The sequence below is a fragment of the Agrobacterium sp. 20P9.1.2 genome, assembly GCF_057799395.1.
In genome coordinates this window covers 524,409-547,494 of record NZ_JBYOKI010000002.1, presented here as the reverse complement: position 1 = coordinate 547,494, position 23,086 = coordinate 524,409, and the positions used below count along the sequence as shown (strand labels likewise).

Annotated in this window: 22 protein-coding genes; 2 read left to right on the top strand and 20 right to left on the bottom strand. The window is 57.4% G+C overall.

Features of this window, described 5'->3' with window-relative positions; all coding sequences use genetic code 11:
- Window positions 1–35: 35 nt before the first annotated feature.
- Complete coding sequence (locus AC27VJ_RS08360; RefSeq protein WP_488683619.1) at window positions 36–431, top strand: RidA family protein; 396 nt, start codon at window positions 36–38, stop codon at window positions 429–431.
- Between the two features lie 52 nt (window positions 432–483).
- Here AC27VJ_RS08360 and AC27VJ_RS08355 read toward each other — a convergent pair whose 3' ends face one another.
- The 19 genes from AC27VJ_RS08355 to gnd form a co-directional block, all read right to left on the bottom strand.
- Entirely contained in the window at window positions 484–1,809 is a 1,326-nt protein-coding gene (locus AC27VJ_RS08355) for a putative bifunctional diguanylate cyclase/phosphodiesterase (protein WP_488683618.1), read from the bottom strand.
- Window positions 1,810–2,071: 262 nt separating this feature from the next.
- Window positions 2,072–3,145 (bottom strand): sensor histidine kinase, encoded by a 1,074-nt coding sequence (locus AC27VJ_RS08350; RefSeq protein ID WP_488683617.1) that lies wholly within the window; start codon window positions 3,143–3,145, stop codon window positions 2,072–2,074.
- A 103-nt stretch (window positions 3,146–3,248) separates the two neighbouring features.
- On the bottom strand, window positions 3,249–3,677 hold the full coding sequence (locus AC27VJ_RS08345; RefSeq protein ID WP_488683616.1) for a DUF4112 domain-containing protein: 429 nt from the start codon (window positions 3,675–3,677) through the stop codon (window positions 3,249–3,251).
- A 123-nt stretch (window positions 3,678–3,800) separates the two neighbouring features.
- Complete coding sequence (locus tag AC27VJ_RS08340; RefSeq protein ID WP_488683615.1) at window positions 3,801–4,484, bottom strand: ABC transporter ATP-binding protein; 684 nt, start codon at window positions 4,482–4,484, stop codon at window positions 3,801–3,803.
- On the bottom strand, window positions 4,484–5,233 hold the full coding sequence (locus AC27VJ_RS08335) for an ABC transporter ATP-binding protein (RefSeq protein WP_488683614.1): 750 nt from the start codon (window positions 5,231–5,233) through the stop codon (window positions 4,484–4,486). The genes AC27VJ_RS08340 and AC27VJ_RS08335 overlap by 1 nt, the downstream gene beginning before the upstream one ends.
- The gene (locus AC27VJ_RS08330) at window positions 5,226–6,200 is read right to left on the bottom strand and encodes a branched-chain amino acid ABC transporter permease (RefSeq protein ID WP_488683613.1); all 975 of its coding nucleotides are present in this window, start codon (window positions 6,198–6,200) and stop codon (window positions 5,226–5,228) included. The genes AC27VJ_RS08335 and AC27VJ_RS08330 overlap by 8 nt, the downstream gene beginning before the upstream one ends.
- Before the next feature lie 6 nt (window positions 6,201–6,206).
- Window positions 6,207–7,130, bottom strand: a complete 924-nt coding sequence (locus AC27VJ_RS08325; protein WP_488683612.1) for a branched-chain amino acid ABC transporter permease — start codon at window positions 7,128–7,130, stop codon at window positions 6,207–6,209.
- A gap of 9 nt (window positions 7,131–7,139) precedes the next feature.
- The gene (locus AC27VJ_RS08320; protein ID WP_488683611.1) at window positions 7,140–8,276 is read right to left on the bottom strand and encodes an ABC transporter substrate-binding protein; all 1,137 of its coding nucleotides are present in this window, start codon (window positions 8,274–8,276) and stop codon (window positions 7,140–7,142) included.
- Between the two features lie 123 nt (window positions 8,277–8,399).
- Window positions 8,400–10,025, bottom strand: a complete 1,626-nt coding sequence (locus tag AC27VJ_RS08315) for an AMP-binding protein (protein ID WP_488683610.1) — start codon at window positions 10,023–10,025, stop codon at window positions 8,400–8,402.
- A gap of 476 nt (window positions 10,026–10,501) precedes the next feature.
- Window positions 10,502–11,008: a MarR family winged helix-turn-helix transcriptional regulator gene (locus tag AC27VJ_RS08310; protein WP_353577109.1), complete on the bottom strand. Its 507-nt coding sequence runs from the start codon at window positions 11,006–11,008 to the stop codon at window positions 10,502–10,504.
- A 207-nt stretch (window positions 11,009–11,215) separates the two neighbouring features.
- Window positions 11,216–12,001, bottom strand: a complete 786-nt coding sequence (locus AC27VJ_RS08305; RefSeq protein ID WP_488683609.1) for an SDR family NAD(P)-dependent oxidoreductase — start codon at window positions 11,999–12,001, stop codon at window positions 11,216–11,218.
- A gap of 2 nt (window positions 12,002–12,003) precedes the next feature.
- Window positions 12,004–12,852, bottom strand: a complete 849-nt coding sequence (locus AC27VJ_RS08300; protein WP_488683608.1) for a fumarylacetoacetate hydrolase family protein — start codon at window positions 12,850–12,852, stop codon at window positions 12,004–12,006.
- On the bottom strand, window positions 12,849–13,277 hold the full coding sequence (locus AC27VJ_RS08295) for a cupin domain-containing protein (RefSeq protein WP_353577106.1): 429 nt from the start codon (window positions 13,275–13,277) through the stop codon (window positions 12,849–12,851). Before AC27VJ_RS08295 ends, AC27VJ_RS08300 begins: the two co-directional genes overlap by 4 nt.
- A 27-nt stretch (window positions 13,278–13,304) precedes the next feature.
- The gene (locus AC27VJ_RS08290; RefSeq protein WP_488683804.1) at window positions 13,305–13,700 is read right to left on the bottom strand and encodes a RidA family protein; all 396 of its coding nucleotides are present in this window, start codon (window positions 13,698–13,700) and stop codon (window positions 13,305–13,307) included.
- Window positions 13,693–14,112: an acyl-CoA thioesterase gene (locus tag AC27VJ_RS08285; RefSeq protein WP_488683607.1), complete on the bottom strand. Its 420-nt coding sequence runs from the start codon at window positions 14,110–14,112 to the stop codon at window positions 13,693–13,695. The genes AC27VJ_RS08290 and AC27VJ_RS08285 overlap by 8 nt, the downstream gene beginning before the upstream one ends.
- A gap of 24 nt (window positions 14,113–14,136) precedes the next feature.
- Window positions 14,137–14,916 carry an SDR family NAD(P)-dependent oxidoreductase gene (locus AC27VJ_RS08280; protein ID WP_488683606.1) on the bottom strand — a complete coding sequence of 260 codons (780 nt, stop codon included), beginning with the start codon at window positions 14,914–14,916 and terminating at the stop codon, window positions 14,137–14,139.
- Window positions 14,917–14,923: 7 nt separating this feature from the next.
- Window positions 14,924–17,236, bottom strand: coding sequence for a bifunctional salicylyl-CoA 5-hydroxylase/oxidoreductase (locus AC27VJ_RS08275; RefSeq protein ID WP_488683605.1), 2,313 nt, complete (start codon window positions 17,234–17,236; stop codon window positions 14,924–14,926).
- A 205-nt stretch (window positions 17,237–17,441) separates the two neighbouring features.
- Entirely contained in the window at window positions 17,442–18,815 is a 1,374-nt protein-coding gene (zwf, locus tag AC27VJ_RS08270; protein ID WP_488683604.1) for a glucose-6-phosphate dehydrogenase, read from the bottom strand.
- A 20-nt stretch (window positions 18,816–18,835) separates the two neighbouring features.
- Complete coding sequence (gnd, locus tag AC27VJ_RS08265; RefSeq protein ID WP_488683603.1) at window positions 18,836–19,852, bottom strand: phosphogluconate dehydrogenase (NAD(+)-dependent, decarboxylating); 1,017 nt, start codon at window positions 19,850–19,852, stop codon at window positions 18,836–18,838.
- Window positions 19,853–20,246: 394 nt separating this feature from the next.
- Here gnd and tkt point away from each other — a divergent pair, with 394 nt between their 5' ends.
- Window positions 20,247–22,292, top strand: coding sequence for a transketolase (tkt, locus tag AC27VJ_RS08260; RefSeq protein ID WP_488683601.1), 2,046 nt, complete (start codon window positions 20,247–20,249; stop codon window positions 22,290–22,292).
- Between the two features lie 13 nt (window positions 22,293–22,305).
- On the opposite strand, the gene AC27VJ_RS08255 is transcribed toward tkt, so the two are convergent.
- Entirely contained in the window at window positions 22,306–22,962 is a 657-nt protein-coding gene (locus AC27VJ_RS08255; protein ID WP_488683600.1) for a TetR/AcrR family transcriptional regulator, read from the bottom strand.
- Window positions 22,963–23,086: the final 124 nt, after the last annotated feature.

The following is a 23,086-nucleotide window of genomic DNA, read 5'->3' as shown; positions in this document are numbered from 1 at the left end:
CGCCTGAAAGCGAAACCGATATCAAGGAGAAAATGATGACAGATAAACAGGCTATTTTTCCCGAGAACCGCCACGCACTTTATGAAAAGCATGGATATTCCGCCGCCATCCGCTCCGGCGATCTGCTCTTCGTATCCGGTCAGGTCGGAAGTCTTGACGATGGTTCTGCGGAAAAAGACTTCCGCAAGCAGGTGGAGCAGGCCTTCACCAATTTGAAGGCCGTTCTGGCCGCTGCCGGCTGCACGCTTGATGATATCGTGGATGTTACGACGTTCCACACCGATCCCGAGGCGCAGCTCGAAACGGTAATGGACGTGCGCAAAACCTTCATCGGGGAGCCGCCTTATCCGAACTGGACCGCTGTCGGAGTAACATGGCTCGCCGGTTTCGATTTCGAGATCAAGGTGATCGCACGTATCCCAGGTGCCTAATCAATATCGCTGCGCCAGCAGATGATTGCTGCTGGCGCGGCACGTTTTTCGCTCAAGCGAGGAAACGAGTTTCAAACGCTTCCAAAGCAATTGGTCGCCCGAAATAGTAGCCTTGAAAAGCGCTGCAGCCGCATTCGGTCATGAAGCGCAATTGCTCTTCGGTTTCGATGCCTTCGGCGAGGATTTCCAGGCCCAGATCGTGACCCATCTGGCATATGTTCCGCGCCATCAATGCCCCCCGTTCGGTCGTTGTCGCACGCACGAAGCTGCGATCGATTTTCAACTGCTGAAGGGGAAGCTGGCGCAAATAGCTCAAGGACGAGTAACCCGTACCGAAATCATCGAGTGCAATGCAGATGCCATTGTCTTTCAGAGCCTTGATCTTGTCTATGAGTTCGTTGACCTCGGACACGAACATCGTCTCGGTCAGTTCCAGTTTCAGCGACCTTGGTGCAACCGCGGATGCTTCGAGCGCCGACATGACATTCGCTACAAAATTTTCCTGGAAGAACTGATCCGGGCTGACATTGATCGCCAGAACAATGTCTTTTGTCTCATCCTTCGTGCCCCACTTGGACAGGGTTTCGATCCCCTTGCTCAGAACCCAGCCACCCACCTCGGGCATGAGACCGGCGCGTTCCGCCAATGGAATAAAATTATCCGGCGCGACATAGCCAAGGCGCGGATGCTTCCATCTCAGCAGCGCTTCCGCGCCAATCAGACGACCGGAACGATCGACTTGTGGCTGAAAGAACAGTTCGAGCTGCTCCTTGGCGACTGCTGTGCGCAACTCGCGGACAAGCCTGCTATCGGGACCGAGCTTTCGCTGCAGAAGCAGGATGCCGCCACACAACACGGCACTCGCAATCGCCGCGTGGGCCCAGGCCGTTATCGTTCGAATTTCATCCGGCAATGGTGTTGCGAAGCTAAATCGCATCGGGCTTGCTGAAAATAAAATGAAGCCCAGAATGGATGTAATGATTATTCCAAGCTGAAGGCGCGTTGGGTCCAGTTGAAGATTCGCGAAGCCCGCCAAGGCGATGATCAAAAGGTAAATATGCGAAACTCTAGGGACGGAATCATCAGGCACATCAAAGAGCAATGAAAAGCAGACGATGAATAAAACGCATGCGACTTGAGAGACCAGCATGCCGGAGGATATGTGTCCCCGCTTTGCTGCGACCCATCCCGCGAATATGATGGCACACAACAATCCTTCGATCATTACCAGTGCCCAGTGCTGCATCAGCACAAAAACCACCAACCACGCTCCACTCACCGCGACGCCAACGGGAAGAGCTATACGACAGACAAATTGAAGGTGCTGAAAATGCTGTTTTTGCGTCAGGTAATGGTTGGTGCTGGGTGATTTAAACAATGGAACTCGCCACATGCTGATTGTGATGAGCTTATCAGGAATAACGCATGAAATCGACTGAACTCAGAAAATTATTTTGCATCCGATAAATTATTTTATTTTTATTGACGGATTTACTAAGATTTTAAGTGTTTGCATCGAAAGGCATAGGAAAAATCAAAGTATCGTCCGCAAAGTGCATATGGTGGATATTTCAACAATGCTCTGGTTTTCCCGAATTGCGCCTCATAAGGCAAAATTTAAAGGCTAGTTTCACTGCAATTCAAGCTTCTACTGCATTAATGCGCTTGAACGCAATCGTCACCTTCATGCCGTGACCGAGCTCGGATTCCACATCAATTTCTGCTTTGGCGTTGCGCCGCACGGATTCAACAATCATGGCGCTGAGTTTACCGCGCTTAGGCCAGTCCGCTGCGTCAGAAAGTCCTACACCGTCATCCGTGACGATGATCTTGCAGCCCTCGTCATCCACAGTACAACGGACGCCGATCAGGCCGCCATCGCGACCAACGAATGCGTGTTTCAGCGCATTGGTCATAAGCTCGTTGATGACGAGGCCGACTGGCATGGCCACGTTAACCGACACCGGCCATGTATCGATCTTCAGTTCCAGCCGAATTCCCTCGACGGCGTGAGCGGCCATGACCGAAGACGCGATCTGGCTGACATAGATGCCCAGATCGACGGTCTCGGTTTCTTTGCCGCCATATAGGGATTTATACAGGATCGAAAGTGCGTCGATGCGGCCTGCCAATCTGCCAAACTGTGCGCTTTCTTCCTCGCTTTGAACATTGCGGGCTTCCATACGGATCAGCGCGGTGATCATCTGGAGATTGTTCTTTACGCGGTGTTGCAGTTCCTTCAGCAACACGTCCTTTTCGGCGACTGTCTCGCTTAAGACAGCGGTGACGTCGGCCCTGTCGCGTGCCGACATGGCCAGCAACCGGAACAGCGGCTTTTCGGAGTCATCGACAATCGTGTTCGACCAGACATCGACGACACGAGTCGTCTCTTCCGTCTTTATGGTGAAGGCCCCCAGATATTCTTCGTTTTCCAGCAGGGCATCGGAAAGCTCAGGCCCGTCAACCAGTGGTGCGCTTGAAGGAAGGATCGACCAAGGTTTGCCTTGAATGGTTTCGGCGGTCAAATCCGTCAGGCGCTCGAATTCGATGTTGCCGTAAACGATAAGCTCTTCCTTGCCAAACTCCGCAACCGCCACTGCGAATGGAACGTGGTCGAGAAACTGCCGGAACCGATCATCATCCAGCGCTTCGGCAAGATGCGGTAAATCGGCGATGTTGGCGGGTGTCGGCGGCAGGTTGTCTGTTTCATTCATAAGGAAATGCTTTCGGTGAACGCCAACCCATATCACGGCGTCTACGCTCCTCACACTGGTTTTTACGAGCGTCCGTGTGAGCCCATTTCCGATGAAAAGGCGGCTATCGCTTTCTTTTCAACTCATCACGGTCGATGCCGAAATGATCCAGGATCATGTGGACGTTTCGGCGGTGCGACTTGAAATAGACATCGAACACGTCGCCGACGAGCGGGAAACTGCCGATCACGGAATCCACAGCGACATTGCCGACCATCCGGATGAGTTTTTCGCGCGGCACGCCAAGCCGACGGGCTTCATTGACGATGTAGAGGCCGACCAGCGCACCGGCGCCATCTCCGATGAGAGGCACCAGACCCATGATGGAATCTGCACCGAAGCGGATGCGGGTGCCGGGGATGCCGATTGCCGTATCCATAAGACGGGCAATACCGGATAGGCGCTTCAAGCGGCGAAGTCGCTGTGCGCTATCGATGAATTCGTCGGAGGCACCCTCAGCTGCCCGGCTCGCATTCCATGTTCTCGTTGCCATTTGACACTCCTACACGGAAAACAGAAATCCATGTCCGCTATAGATGAATGGGGTGGGGGAGGGCCTCATTCAAGAGTGGGGGCACGAATAGCTTTGTCGGTTCAACAAAACAAAGGCTCGTCGTCAGACGCCCAGATAGCGATCCTGAACATCGGCGGCCAGATCGCCGCTCGTTCCCTGCCAGACGCTTCGTCCGTTTTCAAGAATGACGCAGCGGTCGGCGACGGGGAGAAGTTCGGTCAGCGTTTTGTCCACCACCAGAATGGACAGGCCCTCAGCTTTGAGCTGGCGTATCGCCCGCCAGATATCCTGTCGGATGACGGGTGCCAGCCCCTCCGTTGCTTCATCCAAGATGAGAAGCAGTGGATTGGTCATCAAGGCGCGACCGATGGCCAGCATCTGCTGTTCGCCGCCGGAGAGCGATTTGGCCATCTGGGCATGGCGTTCCTGTAGGCGTGGGAAAAGCGCGTTGACCTTTTCCAATGTCCAAGGGCCGGCTCTGGCTGCCGCGACCAGATTTTCATGGACGGACAGGTTGGGGAAGCAACGCCGTCCTTCCGGCACAAGGCCAACGCCCAGACGCGCGACCTTGTAGGGTGCGAGGCGGTCTGTTCCTTTGCCGCTGAAGGAGATGCGACCGGTCTTGGGCGGCATGAGGTTGCAGATCGATTTGATCGTCGTGGATTTGCCCATGCCGTTGCGGCCCATCAGCGCCACGACTTCGCCTTCGGCCACGCTGAAATCGACACCGAAAAGCGCCTGGCTGGCACCGTAATAGGTGGTGATGTCCTGAACATTTAACAGCATCAGGCGTGATCTCCAAGATAGGCGGTGCGGACGGTCGGGTTGTTGCGGACTTCATCCACCGTACCGGTTGCGATGACCTTGCCGTAAACGAGAACGGAAATCCTGTCCGCAAGCGCAAAGACCGCGTCCATGTCGTGTTCCACCAGCAGGATCGGGGCCTCGTGACGCAGCGTATCCAGGAAGGCAGTCAGTTTTCTCGACCCCTCCGGGCCCATGCCTGCCATCGGCTCATCGAGCAGGAAGGCCTTCGACTGAAGCGCCAGCGCCATGGCGATTTCCAGCTGTCGCCGTTCGCCGTGGGAGAGTTCGGCGGTCGGAAGGCGAGCGCGGTCCGCCAGTCCAACCCTTTCAAGGATAGCCATAGATGGATCGACCAGAGATTTGTCCTGCATGACCGGTTTGAAGAAACGAAAGCTCGTTCCCTGCTTGGCCTGCACCGCCAACATGACATTGCGCAGTGCAGAAAATTCCGGTGCGAGCGACGAGACCTGAAACGTTCGCCCCAGACCGCGTTGTGCGCGCTCGGCAGTGTTGAGCGTACCGATATCTTCACCAGCAAAACGGATCGTGCCGGAATCCTGTCTCAGCGTGCCGCAAATCTGGTGAATGAGCGTGGATTTTCCAGCACCATTGGGGCCGATCAGCGCGTGAATTTCGCCGGGACGAAGATCAAGCGTCACGCCATCCGTTGCGCGCAGGGCTCCGAAATTCTTGACGAGATTGTCTATTTGAAGAACAGCGTCAGCCATGTTTTGCCTTTCCAGCCAAAAGGCCGAGCAAGCCACCCCGGGCAAACAGCACGACACCGAGAAGAATGAGCCCAAGGAAGAACTGCCAGCGTTCTGTCAGCCCGCCCAAGGCGAATTCGAAGGCGACGAAGAGGGCGGCCCCGGCAAGCGGGCCAAACAACCTTCCCGTTCCGCCGAGAATGATGAGGACGATCAGTTCGCCCGACATATGCCATGACAGCATGGATGGGCTGACGAAGCGGTTGAGGTCGGCATAAAGCGCGCCGGCCAAAGCGGCGATCATCGCCGAGATGACGAAGCCGACGAGGCGGATGCGGTAGGGATGAATGCCGACCGTCGCAACGCGGGTTTCATTCTGTCGCGCCGCCTGCAAGGCTGCCCCGAAGCGGGACGCGCGGATCAGCGCGAAGAGGCCTATGGCCGCGATTAGCACCACGTAACTGACGAGGAAGAAGCTGAGCGGCTTCATGGTGTTGATGCCCGGAAACTGGTTGCGCACCAGAATAGACAGGCCATCCTCACCGCCATAGGCAGGCCAGGAAATCGCGAAATAATAGACCATCTGCGCAAAGGCGAGGGTGATCATGATGAAGTAGACACCGGTCGTGCGAAGGCTGATGAGACCGATCAAAAATGCAACCAGACCGGATGCGCATGCCGCAACGATCCAGATCACCGGCATCTGCACCGTGCCGGGCAGGCCGAAGATCATCGGTTCGCCGGAAAAGCCGTGGCTTGCGAGAATGCCAGCGGCATATCCACCGATGCCGAAAAAGGCGGCATGGCCGAAGGACACGAGGCCTCCAAGGCCCAGCGCCAGGTTGAGGCCCAGCGCTGCCAGCGCAAGGATGGCGATGCGCGTGGCAAGTGTGACGTAAAAGGGTTGGCCGAGAGCGTTTGCGGCCAGCGGAGCGGCCAGCAGCAGGGCAGCAAGCAGCAGATTGACGGTATTTTCACGGGTCAGCATGGGGCCTCACGCATGGGCTGGCGGAAAGAGCCCGCGCGGTTTGACAGCCAGAATGATGGCCATGACGACATAGATCAGCATGGATGCCGCAGCGCCGCCGATCATACCTGCTTGAGACGGATCGACAAGGAGGCTCAGCAGTTGCGGCAGCAGAAGGCGTCCGAGCGTATCGGTGATGCCGACCAGAAGCGCGCCGTAGAGCGCGCCCTTGATAGAGCCGATGCCGCCGATAACGATCACGACGAAGGCGAGGATCAGTACCGGTTCGCCCATACCGACCTGCACCGATTGCAGCGCACCGACAAGCGCACCCGCAAGCCCTGCAAGGGCTGAGCCGAGCGCAAAGACCAGTGTATAGAGCGTGCGGATATCGACGCCGAGTGCCCCGATCATCTCGCGGTCGCTTTCGCCGGCGCGAATGCGCATGCCGAGTCGCGTCTTGCCGATGAGGAGGTAAAGACCGAGCGCGACGAGTGCGCCGACGGCAACGATAGCCAGACGATAGACCGGATAGCTCGCATCGCCCGGCAGCGTCACCGCGCCTTGCAGAAGCGGCGGGATATCGAGGTAGAGCGGGAAGGATCCGAACATCCAACGGGTGCCTTCCGAAAAGATCAGGATGAGTGCAAAGGTGGCCAGAACCTGATCCAGATGGTCCCGGTCGTAGAGCCGCCGGATGACGGCGAGTTCGACAATCGCGCCAGCCGCTGCCGCACAGATGAGGCTTGCGACGAGGCCAAGCCAGAATGAGCCGGTCCAGGCGGCGACGGTGGCGCAAGCAAATGCGCCAACCATGTAAAGTGAGCCATGAGCGAGGTTGATCAGCCCCATGACGCCGAAGATCAGCGTCAACCCGGCAGCCATGAGAAACAACATGACGCCGAGCTGGATGCCGTTCAGCAACTGTTCGATAGCAAGTGCAATGGTCACGCTATGGCCTTAGATCTTGCAATCTTGGGCGTAGGCGTCACCGTGGTCGGAGAAGATTTTCTCGACCGTCTTGTTGGTCAGTACGCCATCCTTCTTCACCACTTCTGTGATGTAGAGATCCTGGATCGGATGCTGGTTGGTGTTGAACTTGAAGCTGCCGCGCGGAGACTTGATATCGGCCTTCAAAAGTTCGGCGCGGAAAGCGTCTGTATCCTTGACGCTGGCCTTGGCAGCAGCGGACAGGATCAACTGTGCCGCATCGTAAGCCTGAAGGGCATAGATGGACGGCAGGCGGTTATATTCCTTCTGGAAATCGGCAACGAATTTCTTGCTGACCTCGGTATCGAAATCCGGCACCCACTGACCGGAAGCCTTGGCGCCAATGGCCGCATCACCGATAGCAGGCAGAACATCCTGGCTGAAGGAGAAGCCGGGACCCATGACGGGGATTTTGACGCCCGACTGTGCAAACTGCTTCATGAAGGCAATGCCCATGCCGCCGGGGAGGAATGTGAAGATGCCATCGGCACCGGATGCGCGCATCTGTGCAATTTCAGCTGCATAATCCGTCTGGCCAACCTTGGTATAGACTTCGGAGACGACCTCACCCTTGTAATAGCGCTTGAAGCCAGCCAGCGAATCCTTGCCAGCCGGGTAGTTCGGCGCGAGGATGAACATCTTCTTGAAGTCCTTATTGGCATATTGGCCCATGGCTTCGTGAAGATTGTCGTTCTGATATGCGGCGTTGAAGTAAAGCTTGTTGCAGCCCTTGCCGGCTAGTGCTGCCGGTGCGGCATTGGTCGAGACATAGAACTTGCCCTGGGCGACCGCGCCCGGCACGACAGCCATCAACAGGTTCGACCAGACGATACCGGTCAGTACGTCGACATTGTCGCTCTGGATCATCTTGTCGGCAATCTGAACCGCGAGTTCCGGCTTCTGCGCGTCGTCTTCCGTCACAACGGTGACGTCCTTGTTGCCAGACTGCTTGATGGCCAGCATGAAGCCGTCACGTGTATCGACGCCAAGGCCCGCACCGCCGCCCGAAAGCGTTGTAATCATGCCGATTTTCAGCGGTTCGGCCACGGCGAGGCTGGATACACCAAGGCTGAGCGCCATCGTGGCGGTGACAAGCATTTTCCTCATTGAGATATTCCCCTTTTTGGTTTTTGTGCTCTGCCCGGCTCTCTGCCGGGTGGAACCGTTACCTTCCACAAACACGGAAAGACTTGCAATGTCACAACATGACGAAAGTTGGATATAAGCCGATTACATCGTCTGAGCTGGCTTTAGTCTGAAGCGCTGAATTTTGCCGGATTCGGTTTTTGGCAAGGCATCTGTAAAGGCGACCGAGCGCGGATATTTATATGGCGCGATGACGGCCTTCACATGCTCCTGCAGTTCTTTCGCCATCGCATCGCTGGCCTCATAGCCCGGCCCAAGCACGATATGGGCCTCAACAATCATGCCGCGTGCGTCGTCGGCAGCGCCGATAACCGCACATTCCGAAACGGCGGCATGTTTGAGAAGCGCCGCCTCCACTTCCGGACCGGCAATATTGTAACCGGCGGAAACGATCATGTCGTCGGAGCGGGCGGCGAAATGGAAATAGCCGTCCTCATCCTGCACGAACGTATCGCCCGGCAGGTTCCATCCGTTGCGAACGAACTTCCGCTGACGGTCGTCGGCAAGGTAACGGCAACCGATGGGGCCTTTGACCGCCAGATGCCCGGGCGTACCGCGCGGCACCTCGTTCATGTCGGCATCCACCACCATCGCTTCATAGCCGGTCAGCGGCTTGCCGGTGCATCCCGGTTTGAAATCGTCCTGACGGTTGGAAATGAAGATATGCAGCATCTCCGTGCCGCCGATGCCATCAAGGATCGGCTTGCCGGTCTTTTTCACCCATTCGTCGAAGACAGGTGCGGGCAGCGTTTCTCCGGCGGAAACCGCGATTCTGAGCGAGGAGAGATCGGCGCCTGCATCCATCGCGGCCATCATTGCGCGATATGCGGTGGGGGCGGTAAAGCAGATGGTTGCTTTATAGGTTTCGATGATCTCGATCATCTTGGGCGGCGTGGCCGTTTCCAGAAGGGCCGCACTTGCGCCAAAACGCAGAGGGAAAACCGCGAGACCGCCGAGGCCGAAGGTAAATGCTAGGGGCGGCGAGCCGACGAAGATATCCTCCGGCTGAACATTCAGCACTTCCTTTGCGTAGGCATCGGCAATAATGAGAATGTCGCGATGGAAGTGCATCGTCGCTTTGGGGACGCCGGTCGAACCCGACGTGAAGCCGAGCAAAGCGACGTCGTCGCGACCGGTTTTGACCGCTTCGAACCGAACCGGTTTGTTGAGCGCTGCCCGGTCCAGTTCGGCATCATGATTGGCGGTGCCATCGAAACCGATGACCTGGGTGAGGTAGTCGCTTTCCTTTGCCGCCATCACCAGCTCATCCATTAGGCGGGTGTCGCAGAGCGCGATGGTGATCTCGGCCTTGTCGATGATTTTCGTCATCTCACCAGCGCGCAGCATGGGCATGGTGTTGACGACCACAGCACCTGCCTTCATTGCGGCCAGCCAACAGGCGACCATGGCGGGGTTATTGGCGGAGCGGATCAGAATGCGGTTGCCCGGCTTGACGCCATAATCCTCTGTCAGCGCCCGGGCGATGCGGTTCGTCCAGTCGGCAAGCTCTTTGTAGGTCCGACGGCGGCCATTGCCGATGAGGGCGGTGTGATCGCCGAAACCGCGCTCGACCATTCGGTCGGTCAGCTCGACGCCGGTATTCATCCATTCGGGGTAATCGAACCCATCGAGCTTGATTTCCGGCCATTCTTCGAAGGGCGGAAGATTGTCGCGGGCAAAGGTATCCTGATGGCCTGACGGTCCCAGCATAATTATGTTCCCAGTTATTCTTATCGATGTGGCTTTTTGCCTTTTGTCCAGAATTGCACCGGAACTTAGCTCTGGCAAGAGAGAAAGTTTAAGTTTGTAATATTTTTTTCTGAAGTCTTAAATTGGGATTTTGGCGTTTAAAATATATGCAAATTTGATTGCCTATACGCCGTTTTACTGAGCAATGAGAATTTTGATATGCGCCGGAACTGCGTTGTTTTTAAAGGATATTTTGGGGCGAGTTGGCCTTGCGTGCTTTGTTGCCAAAGGCTAGTCAGGCATTCTGCATCCCACCGAGGCAAACATGCGTCGGCGCTGAAGAGCACGTTCTTTTGATTTTAATGGTGGTGGCAGAGCGTCAGATAAGAATATCGAGATTTGACCAAGGCTCTGTGTTTTCTACACGATCGTGGAGGCGGGCCATAACTGCGCTAAGGATTGACGCATGTCAGGCAATCAAGCCGGGGATACTGCCTTCAAAGGTCATCGCCTTCATCGGCAGAAAGATGGTTGTGCGCCGAGCGTTTGACCTGTCCAACATGGGTCAGAAGGCCCGAGACCACGATCGGGTCCACATCCGCCATCATGTCTTCCAGCCAACCGCCATGCGCTTCGGCCATGGCCTCGAATATCGTCCGGCCCTTGTCTGTCAGACATGCGACGATGACGCGGCGGTCATCGGCTGGCCGTTCGCGCAGCACAAGCCCGTCCAATTCCAGCCGTTCCACGAGGCCGGTGATGTTGCCATTGGTGACCATGGTGCGTTTCGACAATTCGCCAAGACGCAGGCCTTCCGGCTCCCGGTACAGTTGGGAGAGCAGATCGAATTGCGGCAGCGTGGCTCCGAATTCGCGGCGCAGGCGGCGGCGTATTTCTTGCGAGATCAGCTTGGTGGTGGACAGCAGGCGCAGCCAGAGACGAAGCTCCTGCTTCTTGCCCTCTTGCGTATCGCTGATAATGATTTCGAGATCGACCGCCGACATAGTCCCGCCCCTTGCACGCCGTTGAATGGCAAATACCGACTTACGTCAACATGCTTGAACATTCAAGGAACATCTGGCATATCAGCGCATCGCAATCTTTGCTAGCCAGAACAGCGGGTGAAGCAAACTTCATTCCCTGCAGAATTTATATTTTTATTCGGACGCAGAGCGATTCCTGCGTCCGAATAATTGAAGAGGCATCGGCCCTCAACTATCGGGGAAAATATTCGTCTGCGTTGCTACGCGGCGATAGGCGGCGCCTGCGGTAAACCCGCCATCAATGACAAAGTCTTCGCCTGTGATGAAGCTGGATGCGTCAGACGCAAGAAACAACACGAGTTCGGCGATTTCCTCCGGTTTTCCGCTGCGCTTCATCGGCGTCATCTCGATCATCGGCTTCAAATGCGGGCTGCTGGCATTGAGGCCGGTGACGACCAGGCCGGGGCAGACGGCGTTGACTCGGATGTTTTTGGCAACAAGCTCCATGGCCGCACTGCGGGTGAGGCCGCGCAGTCCCCATTTGCTGGCGGTATAGGCCGGGTCATAGTGGCCGGAAAAGCCGCTATTGGAGGAGATGTTGATGATGGAGCCACCGCCGCTTTGCGCCATGCGCTCGGTGACCGCCTGAATGCCGAGGAAGGCGCCGGTCAAATTGACCTTGAGGACACGTTCCCAGGCTTCCAGACCTGTCGAGGCAACCGTCGAGCGGTTGATGATGCCGGCATTGTTGACGAGAATGTCGATGCGGCCCTTCCACTCGGTCGCAAGGGTGACGACGCCTTCCCAGCTGGCTGGGTCGGTTACGTCGAGATGGACGAAGCGGGCTTCGAACCCGTCATCTTGCAAGGCCTGCGCCAAGGCGCGGCCCTCGTCGGCCAGAACATCCGCAATGAGGACGGCGGCACCCTTTGAAGCGAACAGCCGCGCCTCGGCTTCGCCCTGTCCACGTGCGCCGCCGGTAACGATGGCCAGACGGCCCTTGAGATCGCTCATGATCATGCCCTCGCTGCGATGGTGGTCTGGCGCTGTTCGCCAAGACCTTCGATGCCGAGCGTCATGACCTGACCCGGCTGAAGGAAGACCGGTGTTGGCTTTATGCCCATGCCCACGCCCGGCGGTGTGCCGGTGGCGATCACATCACCCGGCATCAGCGTCATGAACTGGCTGATATAGTGGACGAGATGGGCGACGCCGAAGATCATGGTGGCGGTGTTGCCGGTCTGGCGGCGCTGGCCGTCGACATCGAGCCACAGCGCCAGGTTCTGCGGATCGGCCACCTCGTCACGCGTCACCAGCCATGGGCCGATGGGGCCGAAGGTGTCGTGACTCTTGCCCTTGGTCCATTGCCCGCCGCGTTCCGACTGGAAGGCACGTTCGGACACGTCATTGACGACGCAATAACCCGCGACATGTGACAACGCATCGGCTTCGCTGACATATTTGGCGCGCTTGCCGATGACCACGCCAAGCTCGACCTCCCAGTCGGTCTTGGCAGACAGGCGGGGTATCTCGACATCGTCTTTGGGGCCGACGACGGCGGTCGTCGCCTTCATGAACAGGATCGGCTCGGGCGGCGGTTCCTTGCCGGTCTCCTTGGCATGGTCGGCATAGTTCAGGCCAACGCATATGAACTTGCCGACATGGCCGACGCAGGCCCCGACGCGGTCATCGGAAACAACCGGCAGGCTTGCCGGATCGATGGCGCGGATGCGGGAGAGAGCCTCATCACCCAGCGTTTCGCCTGCAATATCCGGCACAATGCCGGAGAGATCGCGCAATGTGCCATCGTCTGCCAGAAGTGCGGGCTTTTCAGCGCCAAGCGCTCCAAGTCTCAACAGTTTCATTCTGCTCTCCTGAAGCCGGTGAGAACGCTGTCGTCAACGTCAGGCAGATTGACGACGATATTGTCCGGCGTGCGGGTCGTTAGCCAGACCAGTTCTTCCGTCGTGGACATGTTTACTTCGATATGCGGCCAGTTCGGTGGCACGAAGATGAAGTCGCCCTCTTCCATGTCGAGGAACTCCTGCCAGTTCTCGCCAAAATAGATGCGCGCCTTGCCCTTCAGCACATAACCGCCGGTCTCCGCCTCACCATGGTGGTGCGGATAGGAGCGGTAGCCGGGGTCGTTGGAGACCTTGCCGAACCAGATCTTGGTGGCGGGCGTGTGCTGCGGGCTGACGCCGGAGATGCGCACGCAGCCGCCGGACTGGCCGGTTCCGGTATCTTCCTCGCCCTTGCGGGTAATCACGGGCCTGACGTTGCTGGTCATCGAATTCTCCTCCTCTTTGAATGGTGATCAGTCTGGTACGACGGCCAGCGACTGGATCTCGATCTTGGCGCGGTCTTCCATCAGCGCCACGACCTGCACGGCGGCCATGGGCGGGAAGTGGCGACCGATGATCTCGCGGTAGATAGCCCCGATTTCCCGCATGCGCGATTTGTAGGCCTCGCGGTCGGTAAAATACCATGTCATCTGGACGAGATGTTCCGGTTTGGCATTGGCGGCTTCCAGCACGCTGACGATGTTCAGAAGCGTCTGGCGCACCTGATCGACAAAATCGTCGGAATGGAACTGGCAATGTTCATCCCAGCCGATCTGGCCGCCGACCTGAACGATGCGCCCGCGGGCGCTGATACCGTTGGAATAGCCGATGGGCTTTGCCCATCCGTCCGGCTGGATGATTTCATGCATCATGTCTTGGCTCCAGATAACGTGTCAGGCCTGCGCGGATATCGTCGGGCCAGGGATGGGATTTATGGTCGGTCAGCGACGTCATCACGATGCGCTGGCGCACCGTCCAGATGATGTCGCCGTTGACGGTCACGATGGTTTCCAGATCGAGAGAGGCGCGACCGATGGCGCGCACATGCACGGCAAAATCTAGAACATCGCCGTAGACGGCTGGCTTCTTGAACTCAAGGTTCATGGTCACGGTCGGCAAGCCCAGCTTGCGCTCGAACATGATCTCTTTCCAGGTGACGCCAAAGGAGGCAAACATCGCCTCGTTCACGTCGACCAGCATCGACAGATAGGCCGGATGGTAGGCGATCCCGGTCAGGTCGCAATCGCCAAAACGCATCGGCTTGGAATGGGTATAGGGCATGTGTCTTCTCGCTTTTTAACTCGCTCAACCAACCATGATTTCGCCACCGGCAATGGCAATGGCTTGGCCCGTAATCGAGCCTGCGCCCGGTGATGCTAGCCACAACACGGTATCGGCCACCTCCTGCGGCTGGATCAGGCGGCTTTGAGGGTTGGATTTCGTGAACTCGGCCAAGGCTTCCTCGCGGCTGCGCCCTGTCTTTTCGATGATTGTCTCCAGCGCACGCTGGATAATCGGCGTATCGGTAAAGCCCGGGCAAACGGCATTGACCGTGACACCCTTCTTGGCCAGCTCCAGCGCCAAGGCCCGCGTCATGCCGATGACGCCATGCTTGGCGGCGCAATAGGCGGAGACATAGGCGTAGCCCGTCAAACCCGCAGTAGACGCTATGTTGATGATGCGCGCACCGGCGCCATGAGCTTTGAGGTCGGGAAGTGCTGCCTGCGTCACGTTGAAGACACCGGTCAGATCGACCGACAGCACATGGCTCCACATATCGAGCGTGGTCTTCTCGAAGGAGGCACTCGGTGCCTCCCCGGCATTGTTGACCAGAATGGAGATGGCCCCGAACGTTTTTCGCGCGCGCTCCAGACCACTCGCAATGGCGTCGGGTTGGGTGACATCGAAACCTTCGAGCACGAGGCAGTTGCTGCCGATGGCAGCGGCCACATCCTCCAGCGGCTGGCGGCGGCGCCCGGCGAGCGTCACCTTCGCCCCGGCTTTCGCCAGCGTCATGGCGATGGCCGCACCGATACCGCTTCCGGCTCCGGTCACCAGCGCATGGTGGCCTTCTAGGGTTTCCATACCAGCCTCACTTTGCCGCCGCGGCGCGGTCGAGATTGGCTTCGTACTGGCCTTTCGCCGACATATATTGCTTGGGCCATGCCACGGATTTCAGGCCGATCTTGGCGGCTTCATGCAGAGCCCAGGACGGATCGGCCAGATGCGGACGGGCAACTGCGCACAGATCCGCACGACCGGCCGAGATGATCGAATTGGCATGATCGGCCTCCGAGATCGCGCCGACGGCTATGGTCGGAATGCCGATTTCGTTGCGGATCTTGTCAGAGAATGGCGTCTGGAACAGGCGGCCATAAACAGGCTTTTCTTCCTTCAATACCTGACCCGAGGAGCAGTCGATCAGATCGGCGCCCGCATCCTTGAACATCTGCGCATAGATCGCTGCATCCTCCGGCGTGTTGCCGCCCTCTGCCCAGTCATGGCAGGACAGGCGAACCGAGATCGGCTTATCTTGCGGCCATGCGGCACGCACCGAGGCAAAGACCTCCAGCGGATAGCGCGCCATGTTCTCATGGCTGCCACCATATTCGTCGTCACGACGATTGGTCAGTGGCGACAGGAAGCTCGACAGCAGATAGCCATGAGCGCAGTGCAGTTCCAGCCAGTCGGCCCCGGTTTCGGCGGCACGCTTGGTGGCTGCAACGAAGTCGGCTTTGACGCGGTCCATATCGGCCCGGTCCATCGCTTTGGGCACGACGCTGTGCTTCAGGTAAGGGAGCGCTGAGGCCGAGAATAGCGGCCACGCGCCGGTCTCCAAGGGCTGATCGATGCCCTCCCAGGCCAGTTTCGTCGCGCCCTTGCGCCCGGCATGGCCCAGCTGAATGCCGACCTTGGCGGCACTGTTGGCATGGGCAAAGTCCACGAACCGTTTCCAGCCGGCAATCTGCTCGTCATTCCACAGACCAAGGCAGCCGGGGGTGATGCGGGCATCCGGCGATACGCAGGTCATCTCGGCAAAGACCAGACCTGCGCCACCCATGGCGCGCGCGCCCAGATGCACCATGTGGAAATCATCAAGCAAACCATCGGTCGCCGAATACATCGCCATCGGCGACACGACGATGCGATTGGCAAGCGTCGTGCCGCGCAGCGTGTAGGGCGTAAACATCGGCGGCAGGCAACGCTCATTGTCCTTGACCTGCAGGCCGGATTGCTGCGCAAACCAGTGCTCGTAGCCCTCCAGCCAGTCCTTGTCGCGCAAGCGCAGGTTTTCGTGGCTGATGCGCTGCGAGCGGGTCAGCATCGAATACATGAACTGTTCGGGCGGCAGCGTATCGGCATAGCGCTGCCCTACCACTTCGAACCACTCCATGGCATTGCGCGCCGCATTCTGGATGCGGGCGACATCGACGCGGCGGATATCCTCATAGGTTTTGAGAACGTCTGGAATGCTGTCCTTGCCGTGCCCTGCCTTGTTGAACTGATTGGCCAGTTCAATGGCGTCGTCAATCGCAAGCTTGGTGCCGGAGCCAATAGCGAAGTGCGCAGTATGGGCGGCATCGCCCATCAGCACGACATGCGAATTGCCGTTAAAATGGCTCCACTTGCCGCAGATCAGCCGGGTGAAGTTGAGCCAGGCGCTGCCCCGCATGTGGCGCGCATTGGTCATCAACTCTGAACCCTCGAGCGTCTCGGCAAACAGGTCCTGGCAGAAGTCGATCGATTGCTGCTGGTCCATCTGTCCCAGCCCATGCGCCTGATAGGCCTCTTCCGTCGTCTCGATGATGAAGGTCGAGGTGTTCTCGTCGAACTTGTAGATATGCGCCTGGAACCAGCCGTGGTCGGTCTTGCGGAAGTCGAAGGTGAAGGCATCGAACAGCTTGTTTGTGCCAAGCCAGATATAGCGGTTGGGCCGCACCACCAGATCAGGCTCGAAAATCTCCTGATATTTGTTGCGGATTTTGGAGTTCAGACCATCCGAAATGATCAGAAGATCGGCGTCCGGATATTGCAAATCGCTCTCGACCTCTGTCTCGAACACCAGCTCCACACCCAGCGCTTCGCAGCGCGCCTGCAGGATATTGAGCAGCTTCTTGCGCCCAATCCCGACAAAGCCATGGCCGGTGGTCCGCTGGCGCGTGCCCTTGAACAAAACTTCAATATCGTCCCAGTGATTGAAGGCCTGCTGGATTTCGTCGGCACTGTCCTTGTCCCACACCTGCATGGAGGCCATCGTCTGGTCGGAAAACACGACGCCCCAGCCGAAGGTGTCATAGGGACGGTTGCGCTCGACAACAGTCACCTGATGTTCGGGGTGCAGCTTCTTCATCAACAGTGCAAAATACAGCCCCGCAGGACCTCCGCCGATACAGACGATACGCATGTAACCCTCCGCGGTTTTCGACTTTGAATGTCGAGGAAGCAATTTATTTGAAGGTTAAAGTAAATTTGGATTTTGCGCTTGTCAATCAAAAGCGAACGGCTGGGGCGAAAATATTTTATGCTTGAAATATGAGGCTGCGTTATCCGACAGGGGATCACCAAGGCACGCTGCCGGGCCTTGGTGATCTTGTCCATATAGCGGCATTCTAAGCTGGGTCGCTCCAGCCGTTCGAAGGGCCGAAGCTGGCCATGGCGTCTTTTGGCCCCCAGGTTCCTGGCTCATAGGTTTCCGGGGTGGACTTATCATCCAGCACGGGCTCAACGATGCGCCAGGCGATTTCACTGGCATCCTGCCGTGTGAAAAGCTGGCCGTTGCCGTTCATCGCGTCACTGATGAGGCGCTCATAGGGCTCCATGTCGCCCTGATCGTCATCAACGGCATAGAGCTCGATCTTCTCCCCCTGCATGGCATCGCCTGCCGCCTTGCGCCGAGCTCCGATGGCGACGGAGACTTCCGGGGCAATTCGAAAGCGGATGTAGTTGGCGTCCGCAGGCTTGATGTCATCGAAGACATTGAGCGGTGGTGGCTTCAAGCGGACAACGACTTCCGTTGCGTGGACAGGCAGGTTTTTGCCAGCGCGGATGAAGAAGGGCACATCCTTCCAGCGCCAGGTGTCGACGAAGAAACGTACCGCGGCGAAGGTTTCCACGCTTGAGGCGGGCTGAACGCCGGGCTCGGAGAGATAGCCTTCGAACTGGCCGCGCACGACATCATCCTTCGTCAATGTGCGGATTGCCTTCAGAACCTGTACTTTTTCATCGATTAGGTCGTCAGCCGAGCGTCCGGATGGCGGCTCCATCGCAAGCAGCAGCAGAATGTTAAGAAGGTGATTCTGGATGACATCCCGGATGCAGCCGACTTCATCATAGAACCGCCCGCGCCCCTGCACCCCAAAGTCTTCCGCCATGGTGATCTGGATGCTTTCGATATGGTCGCGGTTCCATATTGGCTCAAGAAATGAGTTGGCAAAACGGAAATAGAGCAGGTTCTGGATCGCTTCCTTGCCGAGATAATGATCGATCCGATAAATCGATTTTTCTTCGAAAACGATATGCAGAACACGGTTGAGCCATCGCGCCGATTGCAGGTCGCGCCCGAAGGGTTTCTCCACCATCAGCCGCGCGCCCGTGGCTCCGCCGGATTGTTCCAGCCCCTGCACAACGGGTTCGAACATGCTGGGTGGTACGGCCAGGTAATAGAGCGGATGCCGGCCGGGGCCGATTGCGTCCTTCAGCTTGTCGAATGTCGATTGATTGCGGTAATCGCCGCTGACATAGCGCAGCAAGGAGGCAAATTTCGTGAAGACACCTTCATCGATGGTGCCGACGGCTTTGGTTATGCCCTCGCGGGCGCGGGCCTGAAGTTGCCCGACATCCCAATCTTCAAAAGCGATACCGATGATCGGCTCGTTCAGCATGCCCCGCGCCACAAGGGCGTAAAGCGCTGGAAATATCTTCTTGTAGGCAAGGTCGCCGGTTGCTCCGAACAGCACCAGCGTGTCGGATCGTGTCTCGGTCATGGTCATGTCCTCGATTGTGCTCAGGCGCCAGATTTCGGCTTTTCATGGTGGCCGCCAAAGGCAAACCGCATGGCCGAAAGAAGCTTGTCAGCGTAAAGCGACTCGCCTTGCGAGTTGAACCGCTGGAACAGAGCGGAGGAGAGGACCGGAGCGGGGACGCCGGTATCGATGGCGGCCTTGAGCGTCCAGCGACCTTCACCGGAATCCGAGACCCGACCGCCATAGGCCGCCAACTCGGGATCCTGCTTCAAAGCGTCCGCTGTGAGATCGAGAAGCCAAGAGCTGATGACACTGCCGTGCCGCCACACTTCCGAGACCGCAGCCATATCGATATCGAACTGATAATATTGCGGCGTTGGCAGCGGGCTTGTTTCCGCGTCGACATCTCGGGTCTTTTTTCCGGCATTGGCGGCCTTTAGAATGTTCATCCCCTCGGCATAAGCGGCCATCATGCCGTATTCGATGCCATTATGCACCATTTTCACGAAATGGCCGGCACCCGTTGGGCCGCAATGCAGATAGCCCAGATGGGCGGTGCGCAAGCCCTCACTCGCCGCCTTTGTGTCTGGCGTGTCACCGGGAGCCAGTGTTGCGAAGATGGGGTCGAGGTGACGCACAGCCTCGTCCGGTCCGCCGATCATCAGGCAATACCCACGCTCCACGCCCCAAACGCCACCACTGGTGCCGACATCGATATAGTCGATGCCCTTGGCGTGCAGTTGCTCCGCCTTGTCCACATCGTCATGGTAATAGGAGTTTCCACCGTCGATGATGATGTCACCAGCGGACATCAAAGCCGCAACCTTATCGACATTCGCGCCGGTGATGGCTGCGGGGAGCATCAGCCATGCGCATGCGGGTTTCTGAAGTTTGGAAACGAAGTCTTCCATGGAGGTCGCGCCGACCGCGCCCTCGGAAACAAGAGCAGCAACGCTTGCCGGGTTGATATCGTAGACGACGCACTCGTGGCCGCCTTTCAGCAGGCGCCGGACCATGTTTGCGCCCATTCTGCCCAGTCCCATCATTCCGATCTGCATGTGATTTTCCTTGTGAAATTCCGGATGTGTTTCGCGGCGTGCGGATCAGTGGGGAGGTGAGAATGTCGTGAGCACACCGTGGGTGAGGATAAACACCATATGGCTCAGGGAGGTTCCGGCGGATTGGAATGTTCGAAGCGCAGTCGCTGGAACTGTATGCTCAGGCTGTCATCTGCCATCCCGCTCTCCCGGTTTCTGGGCAACAGTATCACCAAACTTCACCAGTGATTACGACATATCGATGTTGTGATTGACAGAGGTGACAACGGAGAGAGTTGACGAATTTTTCCGCCCTCAAAAAGGGGTGAAAACATTTGGTCATTGGAACATTTGACGGTGGAGCGGGCTTTTCCACAATGACGTCGCAACCGCGAACATGTCGAGGAGTTCCCCCATGCAGGACCAATCCACCATTTCACCACAGAAATCTGTGCCGCCGCCACGCGACCCGCATTTGCGGGAGCTTGCCAATTGTATCCGGTTTTTGTCCATGGACGCCGTTCAGCAGGCCAAGAGCGGTCACCCCGGAATGCCGATGGGCATGGCGGATATCGCAACCGTCTTGTTTTCCGAGTTCATGACCTTCGATCCGAAAGACCCACATTGGTTTGACCGTGATCGGTTCATCATTTCCAACGGTCACGGTTCCATGCTGCTCTACAGCTTGCTGTATCTCACCGGTTATGAAGACATGACGCTGGAGGAGATCAAACGTTTCCGCCAGATCGACAGTCGCACGGTAGGCCACCCCGAATATCACCACGCAACAGGTATCGAGACCACGACCGGCCCGCTTGGTCAGGGGCTGGCGAATTCCGTTGGTTTCTCATTCGCTGAGAGAATCATGAACGCCTCCTTTGGCGATGATCTGGTCGACCATTTCACCTACGTCTTTCTGGGCGATGGATGCCTGATGGAAGGTATAAGCCAGGAAGCGATATCCTTTGCCGGCCATAGGAAGCTGGGGCGTTTGATCGCGTTCTTCGACAATAATTCGATTTCCATCGATGGAGCGACCAGGCTCGCTGAGTCCGACGATCAGGTTGCGCGTTTCCGTGCGTCCAATTGGCATGTGGTGGAAATCGATGGCCACGACACGGATGCCATTCGTAACGCCATTATCGAAGCCAGGAATGTGACCGATAAACCAACGCTCATCTCCTGCCGCACGATCATCGGCTTTGGTTTTCCAACCAAGGCGGGCACCCAGAAAGCGCATAGTGATGCACCCGGAGAAGAAGAAATCGCTGGAGCCCGCAAACTACTCGACTGGTCGTCACCGCCTTTTGAAATTCCGCAGAATTTGCTGGATGACTGGCGCAAGATCGGTGCCAAAGGCCGTGCGAAGCGACAGGAGTGGCTGGACCGGGTACAGCAAGCCAAGGGAGAACTGGGAGCGGATTTCAAACGCCGGATGGACGGCGAGCTACCCGATGGATGGCGCGAAGCGATCTCGGGTGCGAAGACGGAATTGCTGAAAAGCGAGAAGGATTTGGCGACGCGTCAATCCAGCGGCATCGTCCTCAATCATTTGTTTGATGCTATCCCTGAAATGCTGGGCGGCTCTGCCGATTTGACGCCGTCCAACAATACCAAAGCTAAGAACCAGACCGATATCGAGCCCGGTGCGTTTTCTGGGTCCTATATCCATTACGGCGTGCGCGAACACGGCATGGCGGCGATCATGAATGGCATCGCTCTTCATGGCGGTCTCATCCCTTATGGCGGTACGTTTCTGACCTTCTCGGATTATTGCCGCCCGTCCATTCGCCTTGCGGCCATGATGGAAATTCGATCGATTTTCGTGATGACCCATGATTCCATCGGTCTTGGCGAAGATGGGCCGACACACCAGCCGATAGAGCATCTCAGCGCGCTGCGGGCTATTCCTCAACTGGCAGTCTATCGTCCCGGCGACGCCATCGAAACTGCGGAGTGCTGGGAATCCATTCTGGACGAACCGCGGCAGGCAGCCCTCATCGCTCTTTCTCGCCAGCCCATGCCATTGCTGAGGCGCGAGCCGGGCAATGCTAATCTGTCCGCAAAAGGTGGATATGTGCTGCTGGATGCGGAAGGCGGCGAGCGGAAGCTGACGATCTTTGCCTCGGGTTCCGAGTTGCAGCTTGCGGTCGAGGCACGCGATGTTCTCCAGAGCGAAGGGGTGCCGACGGCTGTCGTTTCCATGCCTTGCAGGCTGTTGTTCGAAAAGCAGGACGCGGCCTATCAGCGGTTCGTGGTTGGTGAAACCAGAGCCCGTGTCGCGATTGAAGCCGCAGTTCAGGATTCCTGGGATCGCTATATCGGGCTCGATGGCAAGTTTGTTGGCATGCACCGCTTCGGCGCGTCCGGAAAGATCGAGGATGTCTACAAGAAGTTCGACATCACAACCGAGGCTGTCGTCACCGCTGCACGGGACGTGATCAAACAGTTGGGGCAGTAAGCTAAATAGGCGTTTACCCGTCTCGAGCCGTGGGTAGATACTCCGGCTCGAGGTAACGGGTCAGCATCTTGACCGTTTCTTCGGTCACCGCTGCGCGCTCCTCTTCTGGCAGCCTGCAAGCATAGACAATCAAAGCCTGAGCAGCTTCCACACCCACTGACGCGTGAAGATCCCGGGCATTGCGAAGCGTGGGCACGCGCAGTTCAAGTAAGTGCGAAATCAAATATTTCGTATGATCGAGCAAAGCCGTGCTTTTATCGGTGTTGTTGCTACGAACGGCTCGCAGGACATGATGAAAGGCCGGATTGGCCTCATGAAACATCAATGTCGCGCGCACGATCCAGTCGATGGCATCGCGAAGGGGCCACTCGGCAATGCCTTCCTGCTCCTGCAGGCCTATCAAACCTTCGATTTCGGCGACATATTTCTCTGCCATCGCTTCCACCAGCGCCTGCTTGTTGGGGAAGAACTTGTAGAGCAGGCCTACTGATGTCTTTGCGCGTGCGGCGATGGCATTGGTGGTCGCGTTATCGACGCCAACCTCGACGAAAACCTCAACCGCTGCATCCAGCAATTGCTGCACGCGGCGGCGGCCACGTTCCTGAACCGGCGCGCGCCGTGGCACAGACGAGGGCAGGTCGGCATCATCAATGGTTGGTCTAGAAGGCATCAGCGCGGTTTTCCTGAAAATCAGACTTTACGCGCATATCAAATCTCTGCGCTTGACGGCAGTCCCTATTATGAATAAAAAGAGAGTAATTACTCTCCTTATTTCATAGCAACTTTCACTGGCA